17 protein-coding genes are annotated in these 19,806 nt (G+C 67.0%); 9 read left to right on the top strand and 8 right to left on the bottom strand.

Features of this window, described 5'->3' with window-relative positions:
* Window positions 1-29 precede the first annotated feature (29 nt).
* From A0W70_RS01640 to A0W70_RS01610, 7 genes are all read right to left on the bottom strand, one after another.
* Complete coding sequence (locus A0W70_RS01640; protein ID WP_070987700.1) at window positions 30-2,525, bottom strand: cytochrome c3 family protein; 2,496 nt, start codon at window positions 2,523-2,525, stop codon at window positions 30-32.
* Window positions 2,522-3,346 (bottom strand): hypothetical protein, encoded by an 825-nt coding sequence (locus A0W70_RS01635; RefSeq protein ID WP_070987698.1) that lies wholly within the window; start codon window positions 3,344-3,346, stop codon window positions 2,522-2,524. Before A0W70_RS01635 ends, A0W70_RS01640 begins: the two co-directional genes overlap by 4 nt.
* Window positions 3,343-5,067: a cyclic nucleotide-binding domain-containing protein gene (locus A0W70_RS01630; protein ID WP_070987696.1), complete on the bottom strand. Its 1,725-nt coding sequence runs from the start codon at window positions 5,065-5,067 to the stop codon at window positions 3,343-3,345. Before A0W70_RS01630 ends, A0W70_RS01635 begins: the two co-directional genes overlap by 4 nt.
* Window positions 5,068-5,085: 18 nt before the next feature.
* Window positions 5,086-6,117, bottom strand: coding sequence for a cytochrome c family protein (locus tag A0W70_RS01625; protein ID WP_139150660.1), 1,032 nt, complete (start codon window positions 6,115-6,117; stop codon window positions 5,086-5,088).
* A gap of 46 nt (window positions 6,118-6,163) precedes the next feature.
* Entirely contained in the window at window positions 6,164-7,429 is a 1,266-nt protein-coding gene (locus tag A0W70_RS01620) for a 2Fe-2S iron-sulfur cluster-binding protein (protein WP_070987694.1), read from the bottom strand.
* Window positions 7,430-7,499: 70 nt separating this feature from the next.
* Entirely contained in the window at window positions 7,500-8,882 is a 1,383-nt protein-coding gene (locus A0W70_RS01615; RefSeq protein ID WP_070987692.1) for a hypothetical protein, read from the bottom strand.
* Window positions 8,883-8,987: 105 nt separating this feature from the next.
* A complete protein-coding gene (locus A0W70_RS01610; RefSeq protein ID WP_175443035.1) occupies window positions 8,988-11,129 on the bottom strand; it encodes a multiheme c-type cytochrome in 2,142 nt (713 codons plus the stop codon).
* Between the two features lie 138 nt (window positions 11,130-11,267).
* Here A0W70_RS01610 and ccmA point away from each other — a divergent pair, with 138 nt between their 5' ends.
* The 9 genes from ccmA (at window position 11,268) to ccmI (ending at window position 18,373) form a co-directional block, all read left to right on the top strand.
* Entirely contained in the window at window positions 11,268-11,942 is a 675-nt protein-coding gene (gene ccmA, locus A0W70_RS01605) for a cytochrome c biogenesis heme-transporting ATPase CcmA (protein ID WP_075109812.1), read from the top strand.
* A gap of 3 nt (window positions 11,943-11,945) precedes the next feature.
* Entirely contained in the window at window positions 11,946-12,620 is a 675-nt protein-coding gene (gene ccmB / locus A0W70_RS01600) for a heme exporter protein CcmB (protein ID WP_070987688.1), read from the top strand.
* Window positions 12,621-12,720: 100 nt separating this feature from the next.
* Window positions 12,721-13,482 (top strand): heme ABC transporter permease, encoded by a 762-nt coding sequence (locus A0W70_RS01595; RefSeq protein ID WP_070987685.1) that lies wholly within the window; start codon window positions 12,721-12,723, stop codon window positions 13,480-13,482.
* The gene (gene ccmD, locus A0W70_RS01590; protein WP_070987684.1) at window positions 13,482-13,646 is read left to right on the top strand and encodes a heme exporter protein CcmD; all 165 of its coding nucleotides are present in this window, start codon (window positions 13,482-13,484) and stop codon (window positions 13,644-13,646) included. Before A0W70_RS01595 ends, ccmD begins: the two co-directional genes overlap by 1 nt.
* Entirely contained in the window at window positions 13,643-14,107 is a 465-nt protein-coding gene (ccmE, locus tag A0W70_RS01585) for a cytochrome c maturation protein CcmE (protein WP_070987682.1), read from the top strand. The genes ccmD and ccmE overlap by 4 nt, the downstream gene beginning before the upstream one ends.
* A complete protein-coding gene (locus tag A0W70_RS01580) occupies window positions 14,107-16,086 on the top strand; it encodes a heme lyase CcmF/NrfE family subunit (RefSeq protein WP_070987680.1) in 1,980 nt (659 codons plus the stop codon). The genes ccmE and A0W70_RS01580 overlap by 1 nt, the downstream gene beginning before the upstream one ends.
* A 3-nt stretch (window positions 16,087-16,089) precedes the next feature.
* A complete protein-coding gene (locus tag A0W70_RS01575; RefSeq protein WP_070987677.1) occupies window positions 16,090-16,632 on the top strand; it encodes a DsbE family thiol:disulfide interchange protein in 543 nt (180 codons plus the stop codon).
* Window positions 16,629-17,108 (top strand): cytochrome c-type biogenesis protein, encoded by a 480-nt coding sequence (locus A0W70_RS01570; protein ID WP_083330687.1) that lies wholly within the window; start codon window positions 16,629-16,631, stop codon window positions 17,106-17,108. The genes A0W70_RS01575 and A0W70_RS01570 overlap by 4 nt, the downstream gene beginning before the upstream one ends.
* Window positions 17,108-18,373, top strand: coding sequence for a c-type cytochrome biogenesis protein CcmI (gene ccmI, locus A0W70_RS01565; RefSeq protein ID WP_070987675.1), 1,266 nt, complete (start codon window positions 17,108-17,110; stop codon window positions 18,371-18,373). Before A0W70_RS01570 ends, ccmI begins: the two co-directional genes overlap by 1 nt.
* A gap of 63 nt (window positions 18,374-18,436) precedes the next feature.
* Here ccmI and A0W70_RS01560 read toward each other — a convergent pair whose 3' ends face one another.
* Window positions 18,437-19,744 carry a cobyrinic acid a,c-diamide synthase CobB gene (locus tag A0W70_RS01560; protein ID WP_070987673.1) on the bottom strand — a complete coding sequence of 436 codons (1,308 nt, stop codon included), beginning with the start codon at window positions 19,742-19,744 and terminating at the stop codon, window positions 18,437-18,439.
* Window positions 19,745-19,806 lie beyond the last annotated feature (62 nt).

The following is a 19,806-nucleotide window of genomic DNA, read 5'->3' as shown; positions in this document are numbered from 1 at the left end:
TCGGCGGCGTTACGCCGCAGGCCCGGCGCTCACTCGGGCGCGACCGACTCCATTCGCTCGATGCGCGTCCGGGTGGCCGCACTGGTGACGCGGCCGACGTGATAGTTGTGGCACTGGGTGCAGTCGTTGCCGGCCTGGCGATCGTTGTGGCAGTCGCCGCAGGTGTCGCGGTCGATCGGCTTGAAGTTCGAGTGGTACGTCCCCGGGTCGCGGTCCTCGAACGAGGCCGCGTAGTCGCTGTCTCGATTGAAGGCGTGACAGGTCGCGCAGCCCTCGTCATCGGTCAGCAGCGTGAAGTGCGGTCCGTGGGAGAACCGGGTGAAAGCCTGGCGATCGGGGTCCGGGGTCCGTGCGGCCCAGTTGATCCGCATTTCGCCGTCGCCGACCGCGTCGACGCTGTGGCACTTCGTACAGCGCCCGGGACCATCCGAGCGGCCAAGGTGCTGGAAGATCGCCTCGGCACCGGCACGCCCGCCGCCGGCCATCGCGCGGCCGGACAGGTCGAGCCAACCCTTGAGGAATCGGTCCGCATGTCCGCTCGGGCGGTACAGCAGCGCGTAGAAGTCCCGGTACCAGCCGCCGAGTTGCCCCCAGTCGGCAGGATCGGGGTCGGGGAGTTCCGCGTCGGCTGCCGCCGACACCTCAGGCTCCTCCGGCTCGTCGCCGCCGCCTCCGAGCAGATCGCCATCCGACGAGTCTGACTCACCACCCAGGATGCTGTCTCCGCCGTCACCGCCCCCGGATCCATCCCCCTCATCGCCAAGAATCGATTCGCCGGAATCGTCCTCGTCACCGCCGAGGATGCTGTCGCCCCCACTGCTCTCCTCGCCACCGAGAATATCGTCGCCACCACCGCTATCCTCGCCCCCGAGGATACTGTCGTCGTCACTGCCGGTTCCGCCGTCGGCGTCTCCATCACCGTTGCCGCCGCCGAGAATCCCTTCGTTCGCGCCAGCCTCATTGTCCAGGATGTCGCCGTCGCTTTCGGTGGCATCCGGATCGTCCGCGGTGGCTGACTGCCCCTCGTCGGCGTCCTGCCCACCCGGGATCGGTACCCGCTCACCAGCCCGGTGCCGCGCGAGTTCAGCGGCGAGGTCGGGGAACCATTCGGACTGCGCGCGCCGCACGGCATCGAGCGACATGCCGCCCAGCAGGTCACGCGCCGAGGCGTGGCCCACCTCGCGTCCCATGGCATCCGCGAGCGCCGGGCGCAACGCGGCGGGGCCATCGGCGAGCAGGTCATGGAGAAGGCGTTTCGTCGCCCAGGCGATACGCTTCACCGCCTCCAGGTCCGCGGCACTCGCCTCGCGCAGATCGAAGGGATCGAGTTTCTCGAAACGCGCGAGCGCATCGGCGAGTGCCGGATCCGCCGCGAAGATCGTGCGCATGAACGGCGTGAGCTCCCGATCGGCCAGTTCCGGCCAGTGCCCGATCCCGATGTCGTTTGCACGCAGGCTCGGGACGTCCAGCCCCGGCACCACGATCACGGGGATCCCCGTGGCGCCCGCGGCGTTCTCGCCACGGACCTCGCCCGCGTGGCAGGCCGCGCACGCACGCTCGAAACCGCTCACTTGCATCTCCCGGGACGCCTCGCCCGGTTGATGGCACCCCGTGCAGCGCTCGGGCGCCGCGCCCGCATCGGCGTCCGCGAAGTGACGGTCCGCGTGACTGACGTGATTGAAGCGGATGCGTGTACGCCGCTCGTGCGGATACGCACCGAACTCCGGATGGCCCACGTTCAGAGAAGCGAACTTGCGCTCATGGCAGGACTGACAGCGCCCGTCGCCCATGGCCGTCAGGTCGGCAGCGCGGCCCTCGTGCTCCGCATGGCAGGTCGCGCAGGCGAGGCCACCCTCGCTCTGGTGAGGCGAAGACATCAGTCCGGCAGCGAGCTCGAGATCGATGGGTCCGTTCGCCGAACCACCCTCCCCGCCGGCGCGGGTCAGGCGAGCGGCGGGCACGCCGTGCGGCTCCAGGGGTTGGCTGCCCGCCTCATGGCAGGACAGGCACAGCCCGGAATCGCTTTCGGCCGCAGGTGCGGACTCGGCGAACGCGGCGTGCAGCCAGGCCCCCGGGCCCCCTTCGAAATCCTGGTGACAGCCAGCGCAGTCGCCGATCTGGGAATGGGGCGCGCTCAGCGTCCCGGGCGACAGCCAGCCCGCCGCGTTGGTACCGAACACCGTGACCGCCATGAGGCCGACGGTGACGGCGAGCGCCCAGCGCGCGACCAGGCCACGCTTGGCACGGATGCTGCGCACCGGCTGGCAGGGCGGAATCGGGCGCGCGCAACTGCCATCCGGACATGCACCTTCCGGGCAGGCGCCGCCAGCCGACTGCGGCCGCGTGCACACCCAGCGCGTGCCGTCCGAGCGGGGCGAACACTCGGCCCCGGCGCGGCAGCGGCCGCGGCGATCCGGGCCGATGCGGCAGGGGCATCCCTCGGCCGCGCGCCCACAGACCCATTTCTGGTTGGGTCGCTCGTACGGGCTGCGGTTGAAGGCGAAGGTCTGGAGCCGGCGGATCATGGCGTCGCCCCGGCGAAGGCGTAGGCGACGATCACATGGACGACCACGACCAGCATCGCGGCCCAGGTCAGCGGGATGTGTGCGAACAGCCACCCCTTGAGCAGGCCCTGCCACGCGTAGTGGTAGTCGAGATTGTCCTTGGCGAGCACCCGGGCCTCGAGTTCATCGAGCGTCGTTCGCCCATCGGCTGGCACGTAGCGCTCGAGCCCGCGCAGTTCACGGCACAGGCGCCGGACCGGCGCACGGGACCCGCACAGGTGGCGCAGCAGATGCCGGGGCCGGGCGAAGAAGGGCCGCAGGCGGTGGGCATAGAACGTGGCCAGCGTGACCGACTCGATCTCCTGTACCGCGCTCGTGGCGAGTTCCTCCGCCTCGCGCGCGAGCTGCGCCCGGTAGCGCGGTATCCGCTCGAAAATCACACGCTCGCCATGTTCCGTCAGCATCCGGGGCACGAGCCTTGACAGCGCGATCCCGATCAACCCGGTTACCAGTAGCGCCATGACCAGCGTCCAGAGCACGGTATCGATACCCCCGGCCGGCAGGCCGACGCCGGCGTGCAGGAAGAACACCACGACCGTGACGACACCGAGCCAGACGTGGAGCTGCAGCCAGGTGGCCGAACGCAACAACGGCAGGAACGGCAACTTCTTGCGTCCGTTGTAGGTCGCGAGGACCAGGAAGAATCCGACCAGCAGCCACCCCGTAAGGAAGCTCGTGTCGCGTAACGCCAGGTCCTGGAGGTGGACGGCGCCCGCGATCATCCCGGCGGCGGCGACGGCGAGCGTCGCATTCAGCAGGCGCCGGGTGGCAAGCGACCTCATTTGCGGTTCACCCACTCGGCGAGCCGGAAATGGTCGTGCATGTCGATCCGTATCAGCGCGTCATGCGGGCAGGCACGCTCGCACGCCGGACCACCGAGCTGGTCGTGGCAGAGATCACATTTGGTGGCCTTCATGATCGGCTGGCCGCTCTGGTCATCGACGATGAACTCGCCGTCGGCGTCGCGGATTTCGACCATCGAGATGTTGTCGTAGGGGCAGGCGTTCGCGCAGGTGCCGCAACCGATACAGGTGGCGTCATCGATCACCACCGGGCCGGACTCATGGCGGTGGATGGCCCCGGTCGGGCAGCCGATCAGACAGACCGGGTCGGCGCAGTGCATGCAGGCATTCGTGACCTGCACACCGTCGTGGATCGGCCCGTGGCGCTTGAAGCGCGGATTGTTGTTGTGCGCCTCGGCGCAGGCGCGCACGCACTCATCACACGCGGTGCAGCGATCCGTATCGATCAGCATCGTCGCCCGACCATTGATCGTGCGTTCATCGACGAAAAAGTCCACGAGCGACTGCGGCAATCCGAGATCGGTGCACTGCTCGAGGCCGGCCGGCGTCACGTCCGCGGCCGGAGGATCCGGCAACAGACGGGCGGGCACGTTCGGCAGCACGTACTGCTCGACCAGGTACGTCGGCACGCGCAGGATGTCCACGGTCCCGATCGCGCGCAGGCTGCGTGCAAACGACGGCTCCCCGCCTTCGCGCCAGCAGTGCGCGATCTCCGCGAGCCCGAATACGTCGCTCTGGCCCGCGTAGCCCGTCGTGCGCTGGCCGTGGTCCAGGCGCTCGCTGATGCGCGCGAAACCGAACCGGATCATGATCAGGCCGTCAAGATAATGCCCCTGCTCGGCGATCACGGGTTCCTGTTCGAGCACGGTCGTCGGCGTCGGATCGGCCTCGCCCTTGACCCGCTTGAAGTCCCGGAACCATTCCCCGGTGCCATGGCTCTCGAAGGCCGTGTGGCGTGCGATTTCGTCAAGCACGTCGTCGTCAAGGTGGGCGAACAGGGGCGCCTCGCGGAGATGCTGCGCGAGACTGCGCTCACGGTAGAGCCCGTCGATATGATCGCGGAAACCGGCATCGCGCCGGCGGATATCGCGCAGGCCCTGCCAACGCAGTTCGACCACGTCGACGTCACTCTCGGCGACGGCGGTAGCGGTCCGCGAGGACCGGGCGAGCGCGGCGATCTCGCCGAACGCCGTGCCTTCGTCCAGGGCCACGGTCTCGTGCCGATCGATAAAGGCATCGACGTCGCGGAGCTGGATCCTGGCATCGTCTGCCTCGCCGCGCAGATCCAGGTCGTTGAGACGCTGGAAATAGCCGGCGACATCGCGCACCTCGGGCTGGTCGGCGTTGGCCCAAAGCTGACGCAGCGCCTGCAGCAGCGTGCGCGGGCGCTTGCGGATACGCCGGCCGAGTTCGGCATCATCGGTGCCGTCGGTGACAACCTGCACGCGACCATCGATGATGACGAACATTGAGTTGCCGTAATCGCCCTCGCGCACGATCACGTCACCGCGCGCGTACCGGCGCACCCGCGCGTCGTTCCGCACGATCTCGCGCAGCGGCAGGCTGGCCGGGAACTGCGACGCATCGATGTCCCGGAACAGCGGCTGCTCGAGTACGCGCTCGACGTCGAGGTCCGTCATGTCGGGACCGAACGGTCGATCCCAGCGTTGCGGACGGGCAATCGCGGTGCTTTCCGCCATATGAGAAATCCCCCCGGCCTACTCGCGTTCCGGCGAACCCTTCCAGTCCCCCTCGCCCGGCAGCGCGGGGTCGATGCCCCCCATGCCGCTACCGTCGTACTCGGCGACGATCTGCTGCGTAAGGTCGCCAATGCGGTCGGCCGCCTCGGTGAGTGGGCCCTTGTTGTTCAGCTTGAGCTGCGCATCCTTCGCGATGCTGGTGATCTCGCCCATCTCCGGCACACCCTCGACCAGCTGCGCCGCCTGCGCGAAGCGCTTGCGTGCGCGTTGCGCGCGCTTGGCCATCGTTACCGCATAGTCGGCCTTTTCCGTGGCGTTGCCGACGGCGCGCAACGCGCTCTCGAGTTCAACGGCCATGCCGACGATGAACATCTTGCGCCGGCGTTCCGTGTCGGCCGGCGGATTCGACTCGCCCTCGTTGTACCAGACGTTGTGGCGTACCTCGCCCTGCGACCAGGCGACGAGTTCGAATGGACTGCCGGCCGGGTGACCGCCCTTGTTGACGAGCTTTTCCTCCGGAACCACGTGGCAGCTGTAGCAGTTCTTCGCCCAGGTATACATCATGTGCGGGCGGATCATTCCCCCTTCCTCGGCCTTCTGCCAGCGCGCCTTCTCCTCGGCCTCGGTCTCTTCTTCCTCCTCCTTGCCCGAGAACTCGGAGTGCACCTCGAGGTAGCCCTGGCCGGCGCCGTGACAGGATTCGCAGGAGATCCCGGCGATCGGCTCCGGTTTGCCTTCCTCGTCGAGCTTCGACGTGAAGTGACAATCGAGGCAGAGACTGTCCTCCTTGATACGGCGCAACCCCATGTTCCGCGCGATCTCGATCGCCTCCTTCTTCCGCGGCATCTCGCGGAAGGTCGAGAAATGGTGCGTGTTGCGCCAGATCGCGGTGGCGTTTTCGTGGCACTCGGCGCATTCCTGCGGGCCGACGACACGGGCGGGATCCCGCTCGCCCGGTTCCACTGCCGAAGCACTGCCGGCAATGGCCCAGAGGCCGAGGATCAATGGCAGCGCGTAGCGCCGTGCGGACTTGCTGCGTTCGGACACCATGAGGTCGCTCCCGTCTCGTCGTTCGTCGTGTCTGCGTGTACCAAGCTCATGCGTCGAGCACCAGCTTGCCGTTCGGCACCGCGATGCAGGACAGGCACGATCCTTCCTCCGGCGGTACGCCCGGCTCACCGAGGTACTCGACCTGGCCCTCCTTGATCGCCGTGAGGCAGGTCCCGCAGTTGCCGGCGCGGCAGCCGAAATCCAGCGCGATCCCCTGCGCTTCGGCGAGGTCGAGGATCGTGCCCACCTCCTTGATCCACGTGCAGGTCTTGCCCGAGCGGGCAAACTCCACCGTCACGCCGGAGGTCGTCGTAGCATGGGCCTCGCGCGACTGGGGCGTCTTCGTAACCGTCGCCGGACCGAACGCCTCGTAGTTCACCGAGGAATCCGGCACGCCCCATTCCTCGAGCCCCTCGGTGATCACGCGCATCATCGGCGGCGGTCCACAGAGATAGAACTCGTAGTTCGTGCTCCCGAGGTATTCCTTCATTGCGTCGACACTGACATGACCGTGGTGCGCGTAGTCGCTCCCCTCGCGATCCTCGCTGCGCGGATCCGAGTAGAAGGTAACGATGTGCGCGTTCGGGTACGCGCGATCCAGTTCGGCGAGACGCTCCTTCATCGCGTGCTCACCGCCGTGGCGTACGCCATAGAAGAACCAGACTTCACGCTCGCTGCCGCTGTCGCAGATGGTCTGCAGCATCGACACCATCGGCGTGTGACCGACGCCACCGGCAATCAGCACCACCGGGGTCTCGCGCGTCTGATCCAGATAGAAGTGGCCACTCGGGGCACGTACGTCGAGGGTATCGCCCTCGGCGAGCTGCTCATGGAAGTAGGTCGAGCTGACCCCCGGTGGCGCCTCCGGCTGGTCCGCCGGTGGCGGGAGTTTCTTGATCGTCACGCGGTAGTAATCGCGTCGGCGTGCGCTGTCCGACAGCGAGTAGCAGCGCACCACGTTCTTGGTCTGCCCCGGGATGCGCAGTTGGAAGGTAAGGTACTGGCCGGGCTCGAAGGGAGGCAGCGGCTTCTGGTCATGCGGTTTGAGATAAAACGAACAGATGCCCTCCGCCTCGACTACCTTGTGCGCGATCGTGAACTTGCGCAGCCCGTTCCAGCGCAGCGTCTCGCGGTCGCGTTCGGCCTCGGCGGCCTCCAGCAGCGCCATGGCACGCTTTTCGAACAGGCGCGCGTCCCGGCGGTCATGGCGGACGCCGACAAAGCCGCGCCAGATGGCGCCCATACCCCCCGCGCCCGCCTGTGTGGCCGCCGCGGCAAGGATCACCAATCCCGCCATCTCGATCACGCTCATCACTGCCCCTCCCCGGCCCAGGTACACGGATCACCGGGTTGCCTGGACCGATTCCGCAAGACCAGACGGCCTAGAAACGCACCTGCAGCTCGGTCCGCAGGCCGGCGCCATCGTCGGCTTCCTCCTGCGTGGAAACGAAACCGTCAAGGCGGAACACGAATCGCCGCCCCAGTGCCTGCTGGTAGCGCGCTCCGACCGCGGCCTGGTCCTGCGTGCCGTCTTCCGTGCCGGCGCGGCCGCCGGCCTCGAGAATCACCTGCTTGCGCTCGCCATCCCAGAAGAACTGTCGCCCGATCGACGCGCCGGCCACGTTGTCCGCCTGGTTCGACAGTGCGGCGCCATAGCGGCCGAGGCCCACCGCCGCGAAAAGGATGCCGGTCTGACCCAGCGGCCCGCCGGCGGTCTCGTCACGCAACGCCGAGCTGTAGCGGTCCTCGCCCCAGAACGCATTCAGATACACCACGTCGTTGGTACCGTGCGGGATGATGTTGAACTCGCCGAACAGCAGCGTGCCGTCGCTCGCGGCCGGCGTTTCGCGGTCCAGGGCTTCGGACGTGTTGAGACGGACGGCCGTGTTCACGGTACGCCCGAACAGGGCGACTCGCTGGGTCGAACCGACCCCGAAGTGGAAACTGTCACGATCGACCCCGGCAGCGTTTTCACTGTCCACGTAAGCGGCATCGATCTGCACGGTGCTGGCACCCCAGTCACCCTCCACGAACAGTCCGAGCAGTTCCGCCTCGTCGTCCTCGACATTGTTGTCACGGTTAACGCCGTTCCAGCCGAAAAACAGCGTCGCCCGGGTATCGACCGACAGGCCCGGGATGATGATGGTGTCGCGCGTGATGCCGACACCATCGACCTCGCTGTCGTTGATCATGATGCCCTCCTGGAACAGGAGGGGCTGGCGACCGATCGCGAATCCGATGTCGAACAGGCCGCGATCGCCGGGATCCAGGCGGGGGAATATCTCGACCAGTTCGCCCTCGAAGAAGAAACGCGTGATGTCCGAGTTCGTCTCGTTGATCGTGCCCTCGTCACGGTCGGGCTCGAACGTGTACCCGGAGAAAGTACCGTCGTCGTTCAGCGGCGAGATGCCGATGAGCAGGCGTTCGGTGCCGCTGAGGTGGAGATTGCCGTAGAGGTCGAGGCGGTTCGCCCACTCGCCGATGGGGTCGTTGACTCCGTCGTCGTAGTAGTTCAGGGCCGTGCGGAAATCGCCGTAGACCCAGAAGGCCGGATTCCACACGGCACCGGTCGGCAATTCGATGCCCTGGGGGAGGTTGCCGGTCCCCAGGAAATGCGGCCCGATCTCCACCGGCGGCGCCGTGCGCTCGGGCAGTTCTTCCTCGGTCGCCATCGGGATCGGCTCTTCCGACAGCGCGCTGCCGGCCGCGTACAGTCCACCGGCATACAGCCCGGCCACCGCGAGACCGACGAAGGTCGCGGCCATCGTACGCCTCCCGTGATGGGAATGGCGGTCGGCCATCTGACTCCCCTTCCCTGCCGTTCGTTTGTTCGTGTGTCCGCCGATGCAGCGGGACCGGGCGGGTCGCCCCTACCGGCCCGCGTCGGCGGATGCCGTCTTTGCGGCTTCAGGCAGCCCGGTTTCGGCCTGTGTCGGCTTCTCCGGGTCTGCGATCTCGATGGTCGTGCGCTTCTCACGAACGATCTCCGCGCCCTCGACGACCCGATCGGCGATCTCTTTCGGGCTCATGCCGTAATCGAAACCGACATCCTGGATCGCCGCGATCAGATTCACCGGAACCATCTGCGCGATGAGTTCGACATCGATCGTATACGGGCCGTTGCCGTTCAGGGCCTCCGGCGCGACGCTGTAATCGGCCGTTCGCTTGCCGAGCGGCGGTATCGTCATCTTGTGCTTACGCGCACCGCGCGGCCGACCGTAAATCGTGGTCGCCCGGGTTTCGGGCCGAATGAACGGCTGCGGCGAACCGGAGTGGTTGAGCGACAGGACCTCTTCGCGTTCACCACCGCGCGCCATGCGCACCACGAACTTGCTCTGCAGGCTGAAGAGGTCCTCGTCGAGCGGCAAACGGCCGTCGTGGACATAGAGCGAATGCGAATCGCGGATGTCCCCGTTGGGGTCGCGGTCGCCGGAGACATAGATCAGCCGGCCGTCCTGATCCCGCACTTCGACCTGCAGGAAGATCACGCGCTCCGCATCGAAGCCCGTCGGCACGGCGTGACCGTTGGTGGGGTTGCGCACGTCGATCTCGAAGTCGAGTCCGTCCTCCGACGAAGACTCGGTGACCTGGATATCGCTCAGTTCGAAGCCGTTGCGAAGTACTTCCAGGCGCTCCTGGCGCGCCCACTCGAGACGCTCGAACTGCTCGTCGAGGATCTCGCGCGCGTCGTAGCGGTCGTCGATCGCGAACCAGGCATCCGGGAACTCGCGGTCTAGCGAAATGCTCTCCTCGAACTCGTCGGTGCCCCAGCCCGCCTCGTGATCAAACTTCAGCCACTGGCGCATGGATTTGAACTTCGCCGCTTCCACGTTATGAGGGAACAGGCCCGGATGGATGATCGGGTAGTCCGGTCCGGCGAAGTAGTGGTTGGTCAGTTTCCGCGGCTTTGTCGGCTCACCGCCAACGACGGCCGCCGGACCGCGCTCGTAGCCGGAGGGCACGCCCTGCTCCTTGCCCATGTGGCAGTCCTGGCAGCTGACGTCGTTCTCCGCCGCTTCCGTGCGCTGGTATTCGGAGAACGCCTCCTCGAGCCGGAACCCGTTGAGCAGCTTGACGTCGTGGCAGGTCCCGCAGAAGTCCGGCTCGGTAATCTGGAAGAACTGCCGCGCTTCCTCGTGGATCTTGCGGCCGGCTTTCTCGGGGTCGGTCACCACCCGGTAGGTCTCGGGATTCGACAGCACCCGCTCGAGTTCCTCGCCACCACTGGGGCCGTACACCGGTGCGGTGAGACCACCCTCCTCCAGCGGCAGGCGCCCCGACACCTTGCCGTAGGGTTGCTTCACGCGGTGACAGACGACGCAGGTGACGCCCTCGCGCGAGGTCGGATGGCGGTCGAGATTGGAGGTGTAGACCGACTCGCCCAGGTTCATGCCGACCTGGTTGTGGCAGCGGATACAGAAATCGCCGTTGGTCCCGGAGGTCTTGGCGTTGATGGTCATCTGCATCGCCATATACACCGGGCTCAGCTGTGCATAGGCATGCTGCGATACGGACCATTGCCGGTACTGGCGTGGATGGCAGGTGGCACACTCGTTGGCCGAGGGGTAGCGGTTGCCGGCGTCCTCGAATGCCGCCTTGTGCATCTCGTAGGCGCTCTTGTCTCCCTCCTCCTCCTCGGCAGTATCCGTCGAGTCGGCCTCGTCGCCTCCGTCGTCATCGCCGCCGAGCAGATCGCCGGAGGGGAGATCACCTCCGTCGGATCCATCGTCATCGCCGAGCAATCCGCCATCGCCGCCGTCGCTCTCGCCTTCGCCCCCGAGCAGGTCATCCCCGGAGCCGCCGCCGTCATCGTCGGCATTGAGCAGATCGTTTCCGGACGCATCGCCATTGTCGCCGCCGAGCAGATCGTCACCGGACGAAGTCCCTTGTCCATCCCCGTCACCGCTCAGCAGGTCATCGTCCGCCGCCGAGGCGGGGACGGCGCCCAGCGGCAAGGCAAGGACAAACACCGTAACGAGGTGCAGCGCTTTCTTATTCCTGGTCAAGGCCATCTTGACGCTTCCCTGGCCATCCGACCGATTTCCGGACCCGAACAACATTAATACTTTGTAAGCCGGGGGTGCAAACAACCACGCGCACCGGTTGCGTGCAATCAATTGCGGGCCTCCAGACCCAGGTCGAGCGCGGGCATGGTACCCTCCCGCCCCGTGGACGCCGCCGCCCGACATCCCCGCTCCTCCTGCGACCCCGCGCTCGGCGTCGAGGGGCTGTGCTGCATGCGTGGCGACCGGGCCGTATTCGAGGACTTCGCGTTCGCACTCGAACCGGGCGGAATCGTGCAGATCGAGGGGCCGAACGGCAGCGGCAAGACCACCCTTCTTCGGGCGGTCTGCGGACTGGCGCCGGTCGAGGCCGGGACCATCTACTGGCGCGGCACACCCCGCGACGAGGTCGATGACGAGTTCCGGGCGGCGCTCACCTATATCGGACACGTTCCCGGGGTGAAAAGGGACCTGACAGCCCGCGAGAATCTAGCGGCCTGGCGGGCGCTCGGGACAGGACAATCCACCCGGACGCCCGACGCGGCATTCGATCGGGCCGGTCTCTCCGGTCTTGAAGACACGCCTTTGCGGTATCTTTCAGCCGGTCAGGTACGGCGCGTCGCCCTGGCGCGCCTGCTCGCGATACCCACGCCGCTATGGCTGCTGGACGAGCCGCTCACCGCGCTCGATGCGGATGGCAAGGCGCTGCTCGAAACGCTGCTGTGCGAACACGCTGCCGGCGGCGGAATGACCGTGATCTCGACGCATCATCAACTCAACCTGGCCGATACCCCGGTGCAGCGGATCCGGCTGGGAGATTGACGGATGCAGCTCGGACAGGCATTCGTCGCCATGCTGGGGCGGGACCTCCGCCTGGCGATCCGCCAGCGCGGCGAACTGGCGCAACCACTGGTATTCTTCGCCGCCGTGGCGACGCTGTTCCCGCTCGCACTGGGTCCGAAAACCGAGCTGCTGGAGCGGATCGCACCGGGCATCATCTGGGTGGCGGCCCTGCTGGCGGCACTGCTGCCGATGGATCGCATGTTCCGCCCCGACTACGAGGACGGCACGCTCGAACAGATGCTGCTGTCGCCGCACCCGGCGAGTGTGCTGGCGCTGGCCAAGGTTGTGGCACACTGGCTGACTACCGGCGTACCGGTGATCCTGCTGGCGCCGCTGGTCGCACTGTTTCTGCAGTTGCCGATACAGGCGCTGCCGGCGTTGCTCGCGACACTGGCACTGGGCACACCACTGCTGTCGCTGATCGGGGCGATCGGTGTCGCCCTCACCGTCGGGCTGCGCTCGGGCGGCCCACTGCTGGCGCTGCTGCTGCTGCCGCTGTATGTGCCCGTGCTGATTTTCGCGGCGGGGGCGGTCGATCGGGCCGCGACCGGACTGCCGGTCGCCGGGCCGATCTACCTGTTGGCGGCGATGCTGGTACTCGCACTGACGCTGGCGCCGCTGGCGATCTCGGCGTCGCTGCGGATTTCGCTGTCGTAGGGGTGGAACGGGCGTTGTCGAAATATGGGCTGATCCCCATGCCTGCGGGGATCAATGGTCGCGGGCGCTCCCGCGCGGTACGGGCAAAAGTCGATTACCGATGAATCTGGTCTGGTTCCACAAACTCGGTTCGCCGAAATATTTCTATGCGCTCGCGTGGCGGCTGACGCCATGGCTCGGCGGGCTGTCAGTCATCCTGCTCGCCACCGGGCTCTACTGGGGACTGGTCATCGCGCCGCCCGATTACCAGCAGGGCGAGAGCTATCGCATCATCTTCGTGCATGTGCCCTCGGCCTGGATGTCGATGTTCACCTGGATGTTCATGGCCTGCTGCGGTCTGCTGGTGCTGGTGTGGCGCATGAAGGTGGCGGCCTCATTGATGCGCGCGGCGGCACCTCTGGGGGCCAGTTTTACCTTTCTTGCACTGGTAACCGGCTCGCTCTGGGGGAAACCGATGTGGGGCGCGTATTGGGTCTGGGACGCGCGGCTGACCTCGGAACTGATCCTGCTGTTCCTGTACCTCGGCTTCATGGCACTGCAGTCGGCGATCGAGCAGCGCGAGACGGCCGGCCGTGCCGGTGCGGTGCTGGCGCTGGTCGGGGTGATCAATATCCCGATCATTCACTATTCCGTGGAGTGGTGGAACACGCTCCACCAGGGCGCGACGGTCACCAAATTCGACAGCCCGTCGATGCCGATGGAAATGCTGCTGCCGCTGCTGGTGAGCGCGGCGGGATTCATGGCCTACTTCGCGGCAGTCGTGCTCAAACGCGCCCGCTGCGATATCCTAGAGACCGAAGCGGCCAGTGGGTGGGTGCGTGAATGGGTCACCCCGACCGCGACTGAACCCCGGAATCCCTGATGGATTGGCAGAGCTTCCTCGCAATGGGCGGCTACGCGGCCTTCGTGTGGCCGTCATATGCGCTCGTACTGATCGTGCTGATCGCCAACGCGATCATCCCCCACCGGCGTGAACGCGCGCTGCGCGAACGGATATCCCGCCGGGCCGCCGGAAACCGTCGATGACACCTCGCCGAAAGAAAAGACTGACACTGGTCGGACTGCTGGTACTCGGTGTCGGTGGCGCCACCTCGCTTCTGCTCGCCGCGTTCAGCGAGAACCTGGTGTATTTCCATACGCCGACCGAGGTCGCGGAAGGCAAGGCGCCGGCCGATCGCAAATTCCGTATCGGAGGTCTCGTGGCCGAAGACAGTGTGCGGCGCGACGATGACTCGCTCGGCGTCCGGTTCCGGATCACGGATACGGCCGAGGCGGTCATGGTGGAGTACGAGGGCGTACTCCCGGACCTTTTCCGGGAGGGCCAGGGCGTCGTCGCGGACGGTCGTCTGACCGCCGACAACGTATTCCGGGCCGAGCGCGTGCTGGCCAAGCATGACGAGAATTACATGCCGCCGGAGGCCGCCGAGGCACTCGAGCGGGCGAAGACCGGCTATGCCCCCGAATCCGGCACCACCGCGGAGCAGTAATGATCCCCGAACTCGGCAATATCGCCATCTCGCTCGCCCTGGGGCTCGCGCTGGTTCAGGCAACGCTGCCCCTGATCGGCGCCCACCGTGGCAAAGTGGCCTGGATGAACCTGGCCGGACCGGCCGCCTGCGCGCAGTTCGCCTTTGTGGCGTTCGCGTTCGCGGCCCTGTCCTGGAGCTTCTACGTCAGCGATTTCTCCGTCGCCTACGTCGCACAGAACTCGAACCGGATCCTGCCCTGGTATTATCGCCTCACCGCGGTCTGGGGCGGACATGAGGGCTCTATCCTGCTCTGGACCCTGGTCCTTGCCGGCTGGACGATGGCCGTGGCCCTGTGTTCGCGCAGTCTACCGCAGGTGCTCAGCGCCCGCGTGCTCGCGGTGATGGGCATGATCAGCGTCGGATTCCTGCTGTTCATGCTGCTGACTTCCAACCCCTTCGCCCGGCTGAATCCCGCGCCGATGGACGGCGCCGATCTCAATCCCCTGCTGCAGGACATCGGCATGATCATCCATCCGCCGATGCTCTACATGGGCTATGTCGGCATGTCGGTCGCGTTCGGCTTCGCGATCGCGGCGCTGCTCGGCGGTCGCCTCGACGCGGCCTGGGCGCGCTGGGCGCGGCCGTGGGTCGGTGTCGCGTGGGTGTTCCTCACCGCCGGCGTCGCACTCGGCAGCTGGTGGGCCTACTACGAGCTCGGCTGGGGCGGCTGGTGGTTCTGGGATCCGGTCGAGAACGCCTCCTTCATGCCGTGGCTCGTGGGTACCGCCCTCATCCATTCGCTGGCGGTGACGGAGAAACGCGGCGCATTCAAGAGCTGGACGGTGCTGCTCGCGATCACCGCATTTGCGCTGTCGCTGCTGGGGACGTTCATCGTGCGCTCCGGCGTGCTGACCTCGGTCCATGCGTTCGCCACGGATCCGACGCGCGGCGTGTTCATCCTTGGCTTCCTCGGAGTCGTCGTCGGTGGCAGCCTGCTGCTGTACGCGCTGCGAGGGCCGCAGACGCTGGGGGGCAGCCGCTTCGAGGGCGTATCGCGCGAGACCTTCCTGCTCGGCAACAATGTGATCCTGATCGTGAGCATGCTCACGGTCCTGCTGGGAACGCTCTACCCGCTGGTCGTGGAAACACTCGGCTTCGGCAAGCTCTCGGTGGGCCCGCCCTACTTCAATCTGGTGTTCGTGCCGCTGATGATCCTGCTCCTCGCGCTTGTCGGGGTCGGGTCGATGGTCCGCTGGAAGCGGGACAGCGTCGCTCGCCTGTGGGCCCATCTGCGCTACGCGCTGGTCGCCAGCGTGGTACTGGGTATCGCCATGGCCGCGATGGTCGGTGGCGGCAGTATCGAATGGGGTGTCGTGCTCGGCCTCGGACTGGCCGTCTGGGTCGTGCTCGGCAATGTCCAGGCGGTCCGGACGCAGCTATCGGGCCAACGCGGCACCTTCGCGGCATTACGGCGACTGCCGGCGGGGGTATACGGTATGACGCTCGCGCATATCGGCCTGGCCGTCACGGTGGTCGGAATCACCATTTCGAGCGCCTACAACATCGAGTCGCGGCTGCGGATGGAACCCGGGGATACCGCGACGCTTGCCGGCTACACGGTCCGTTTCGAGGGCGTAAAGCAGACCCAGGGACCGAATTACCGTGCCTCGACCGGCGACTTCGTCGTCACCCGCGACAACAGCACGGTCACGACCCTCAAGCCGGAAAAGCGCTTCTACGCCTCGGGCGGCCAGCCCATGACGGAAGCGGGCATCGACCCGGGTTTCACGCACGATCTGTATGCCTCGCTGGGTGAGCCACTCGACGACAATGGCGCCTGGAGCGTGCGGCTATACCACAAACCGTTCGTGCGCTGGATCTGGCTCGGCGCCGCGCTGATGTCGCTCGGCGGCGTGCTCGCCGTCACCGACCGGCGCTACCGCTCCCATCGGCGCCGCCAGGCCGACATGGCGGCGGCACAGCCAGCCGGGGCCTGATCCATGCTGCGCGCCCGGTATCTCATCCCGCTGGTGCTGTTCCTCGTGATCGCCGCATTCCTTGCGGTGGGACTCACGAAAGACCCCTCGCGGGTGCCGTCACCGCTGATCGGAAAACCGGTCCCGGATTTCGACCTGCCACGGCTCGAGGCCGACGCCGGGCGCATCGGGCCCGCGGAGTTGCAGGGCGAGGTGTGGCTGCTGAACATCTGGGCGACCTGGTGTGCCGGCTGCCGCGAGGAACATCATGTACTGATGGAAGCCGCCTCGCGTGACGGCGTCCGCATCCTCGGCCTCGACTACAAGGACGAGCGCGGGGCGGCATTGCGCTGGCTCGAGCAGCGCGGGGATCCGTATTTCGCCAGCGCCTTCGACCCCGAGGGTCGGGTCGGGATCGATCTCGGCGTGTATGGCGTACCCGAGACCTACGTGATCGACGCCGAGGGGATCATCCGCCACAAGACGATCGGCCCCGTGTCCATGGAAAAACTGAAGCGGGAAATCCTGCCCCTCGTGCGCCGCCTCCAGCGGGGAGAGACGTCATGACGGGTGTGTTACGGCCGATCCTGGCATTCGCCTTTGCGCTGTGCGCTGCCGGCCCGCTGATCGCCAGCGAGACGATCCGCGAATTCGACAACGCCGCGGAAGAAAACCGCTACCGCGACCTGCTGGAAGAGATCCGCTGTCTGGTCTGTCAGAACGAGTCACTGGCGAGTTCCGGCGCCGAGCTGGCCCAGGACCTGCGCAGCGAGGTATACCGACTGGTGGTGGTCGAAGACCGCTCGCGCGAAGAAGCGATCGAGTTCCTGACGGCCCGCTACGGCGATTTTGTGCTCTATCGCCCGCCGATGCAGCCGTCGACCTGGTTGCTGTGGTTCGGACCCGCGATCCTGCTGGTATTGGCTGGCGGCATTGCCGTCATGATCGTCCGCCAACGCACGGACTCACGCCCGCTGACCGCCGAGGAACACGAACGCGCCCGGCGCCTGCTCAGCTCCGATGACGACGGCCCGGAGACCTGATGACCGCATTTATCCTGATCGCGCTGATCATGACCGTGCTGGCGATCGGCGCTGTCGCGTGGCCCCTCCGGGCGCGGCGCGTCAGCGGCCGCCGGGATGACGAGTCCGGCCTCGATGTCTACCGCGAACGCGATGCCGAACTCGTGCGCGAATACGAGCGCGGCAATCTGAACGATGCCGAATTCGCCGAGGCCCGCGAGGAGCTTGAACGCGAACTGCTCGCGGTGGCTCCGGAGCGCAACGCTCGCGGGGCGACCATGGGCCATGACCGATCTTGGCCCACCCTGCTGGGCGTCGCCACCACGGTGCCCGTCGTTGCGGTAGCCGTTTATATGGCAACCGGCAGCCCGGGCCTGACCGATGGCGGCGAATCAGGGGGCCTGTCGCCAGCCCAGGTCGAGCGTTTCCGCAGCATGGGGCCAGAGCGCCGCATCGCCGAACTCGAGCCGGTGGTGGAGCGGCAGCCGCAGGCCACCCGCGCCTGGATCCTGCTTGCACAGGCGTACCGGGCCACCGAGCGCTATGGCGATGCGGTGAGTGCTTATGCGCGGGTCCAGTCCCAGGGGGAACCTGACCCATGGTTGATGGCACGCCAGGCCGAGGCGCTCCTGCTGGCAAACGGTCGGCGGTTCACGAGCAGCGTCGAGCGCCTGGTGCAACGCGCACTGGACCTGGACGAGCGTAACCCGCTGGCCCTGATGCTTGCCGGCCATGCGGCGATGGCGCGGGGCGATGACGCACAGGCCGTCAGCTACTGGCGCCGGCTCGCCGAGGATATGCCGGCCGACAGCGAGAACCGCGCGATGCTCGAACGCCTGATCGCCGAGGCGCGGGGCGGCGATCGTGGTGCTGGAGAACCATCAATGGCGTCGGCGCCGTCCGGCTCCAACGCCGAGAAGGCCGACGATGGGGGTGACGCTGCCGTTACGGTACGAGTATCGCTGGCGCCTTCGCTGGCGGATGCCGCTCCAGCCGGAACCACGGTGTTCATTTTCGCCCGCCCGGCCGATGCCAATGGTGGTGCACCGCTCGCCGTGCAGCGTACGACCGTCGATGCGCTGCCGGTCGAAATCACGCTCACCGACGCGCAGGCGATGACCCCGAATCAAACGCTCTCGCAGGCCAACCAGGTCCGGGTCACGGCACGCGCGTCGCTCCAGGGCGGTGTCATGGCGCAGAGCGGTGACCTCCAGGGCGAAAGCGGCACGGTCGAGATCGGGCCCGATGCGCGCGCGACCGTCACGATCGACCAGCGCATCCCCTGATGCTTGATCTAGGCTGAAACCCGCCGCAAGGCGGCATCCGGCCGGCGTTTGATGTCGCGAGGCTCAACCCCGGAACAGCCGTGCCGTCGCCTCGGGGTTCGACGGGAAATACCAGTGCAGGAAAGAGGCGGTGAGCGCGCCGTCGCGGAAGACGGCTTCCGCCGCACCCCGCCCGCGCGGGTTGGTCGCGTGCCCGGACGCCTCCGGCGCCTTTTCGAGCCGCGCGTGATGGAAGGTATGCCCACGCAGCGTTCCACCGGGCAAATCGAACGCCTGCATCCCCAAAGCAGTGAGACGCGGCTGCATCTCGGCCTCACCGGCGACCAGTCCGACCATTGGAGAGGCCGGTTCGTCGAGCGGCTGCAGCCGTTCGAGCAGCCAGAGCATGCCACCACATTCAGCGACGATCGGGCGCCCGCGCGCGTGGAATCCCCGCAGCGAGGCTTTCAGGGACTCGTTCGCCGACAGGGCCGCGGCGTGCAGTTCGGGATATCCCCCGGGCAGATAGACGGCATCCGTATCCGCCGGCAGGTCGGTATCGACAAGCGGCGAAAAGAACGCGAGCTCCGCTCCAAGCGCCTCGAGCAGATCGAGATTCGCGCGGTAGACGAAACAGAATGCGGCATCCCGGGCGACGGCGATGCGCACGCCATCCAGGTGTGTGGCGGCCGCCGGCTCCGGCTCCAGCGGGGGCGGGAAGTCCCCGGAAGCCAACTCCGCCGGCAATAACGGCTCGAGCTGCCCTGCCGCCCGCTCCAGTCTCGAGTCGAGATCTTCGAGTTCACTGGCCAGCACGAGGCCAAGATGCCGCGACGGCAGTTCGACCGCCTGGTCGCGCCGGAGCGCGCCCCACAGGGGAATTCCGGTCGGCATCGATTCGGCCAGGAAATCGCCATGACCGGCGCTGCCAGTCCGATTGGCGATCACGCCGGCGAGCCGTACGCCGTCGCGGAATTGATCGAGTCCGTGGACGATGGCGCCGAACGTCTGCGCCATCGCCGAGGCATCGATGACCGCCAGGATCGGGACGCCAAAACGCACGGCGAGATCCGCGCTCGACGGATTGCCGTCGAACAGACCCATGACACCCTCGATTACGATCAGATCGGCCGCGCCCGCCGCGGCCTGCAGGCGCCGGCGGCAGTCATCCTCGCCGCCCATCCACAGATCCAGCTGGTACACCGGTCGCCCGGTCGCGCATTCGAGGATCGTCGGATCGATGAAATCCGGCCCCGTCTTGAACGCCTGTACGCGCAACCCCCGGTTGCGCCATGCGCGCGCGAGTGCCGCGGTCACGGTGGTCTTGCCCTGCCCCGACGCGGGCGCCGTTACCAGTACTGCCGGGCACGAGCGGGCTCCGGGTTGGTTCATTCGACTTGCCCTTTCGTGATCGCCCCTCACGGGCCGTGCGGTAACGAAACGGCCCGACCCCG

Origin of the sequence: Halofilum ochraceum (assembly GCF_001614315.2) — a bacterium.
Taxonomy (GTDB): domain Bacteria; phylum Pseudomonadota; class Gammaproteobacteria; order XJ16; family Halofilaceae; genus Halofilum; species Halofilum ochraceum.
The sequence above is the reverse complement of the archived record's forward strand: the minus strand, read 5'-3'. Positions and strand labels throughout refer to the sequence as shown.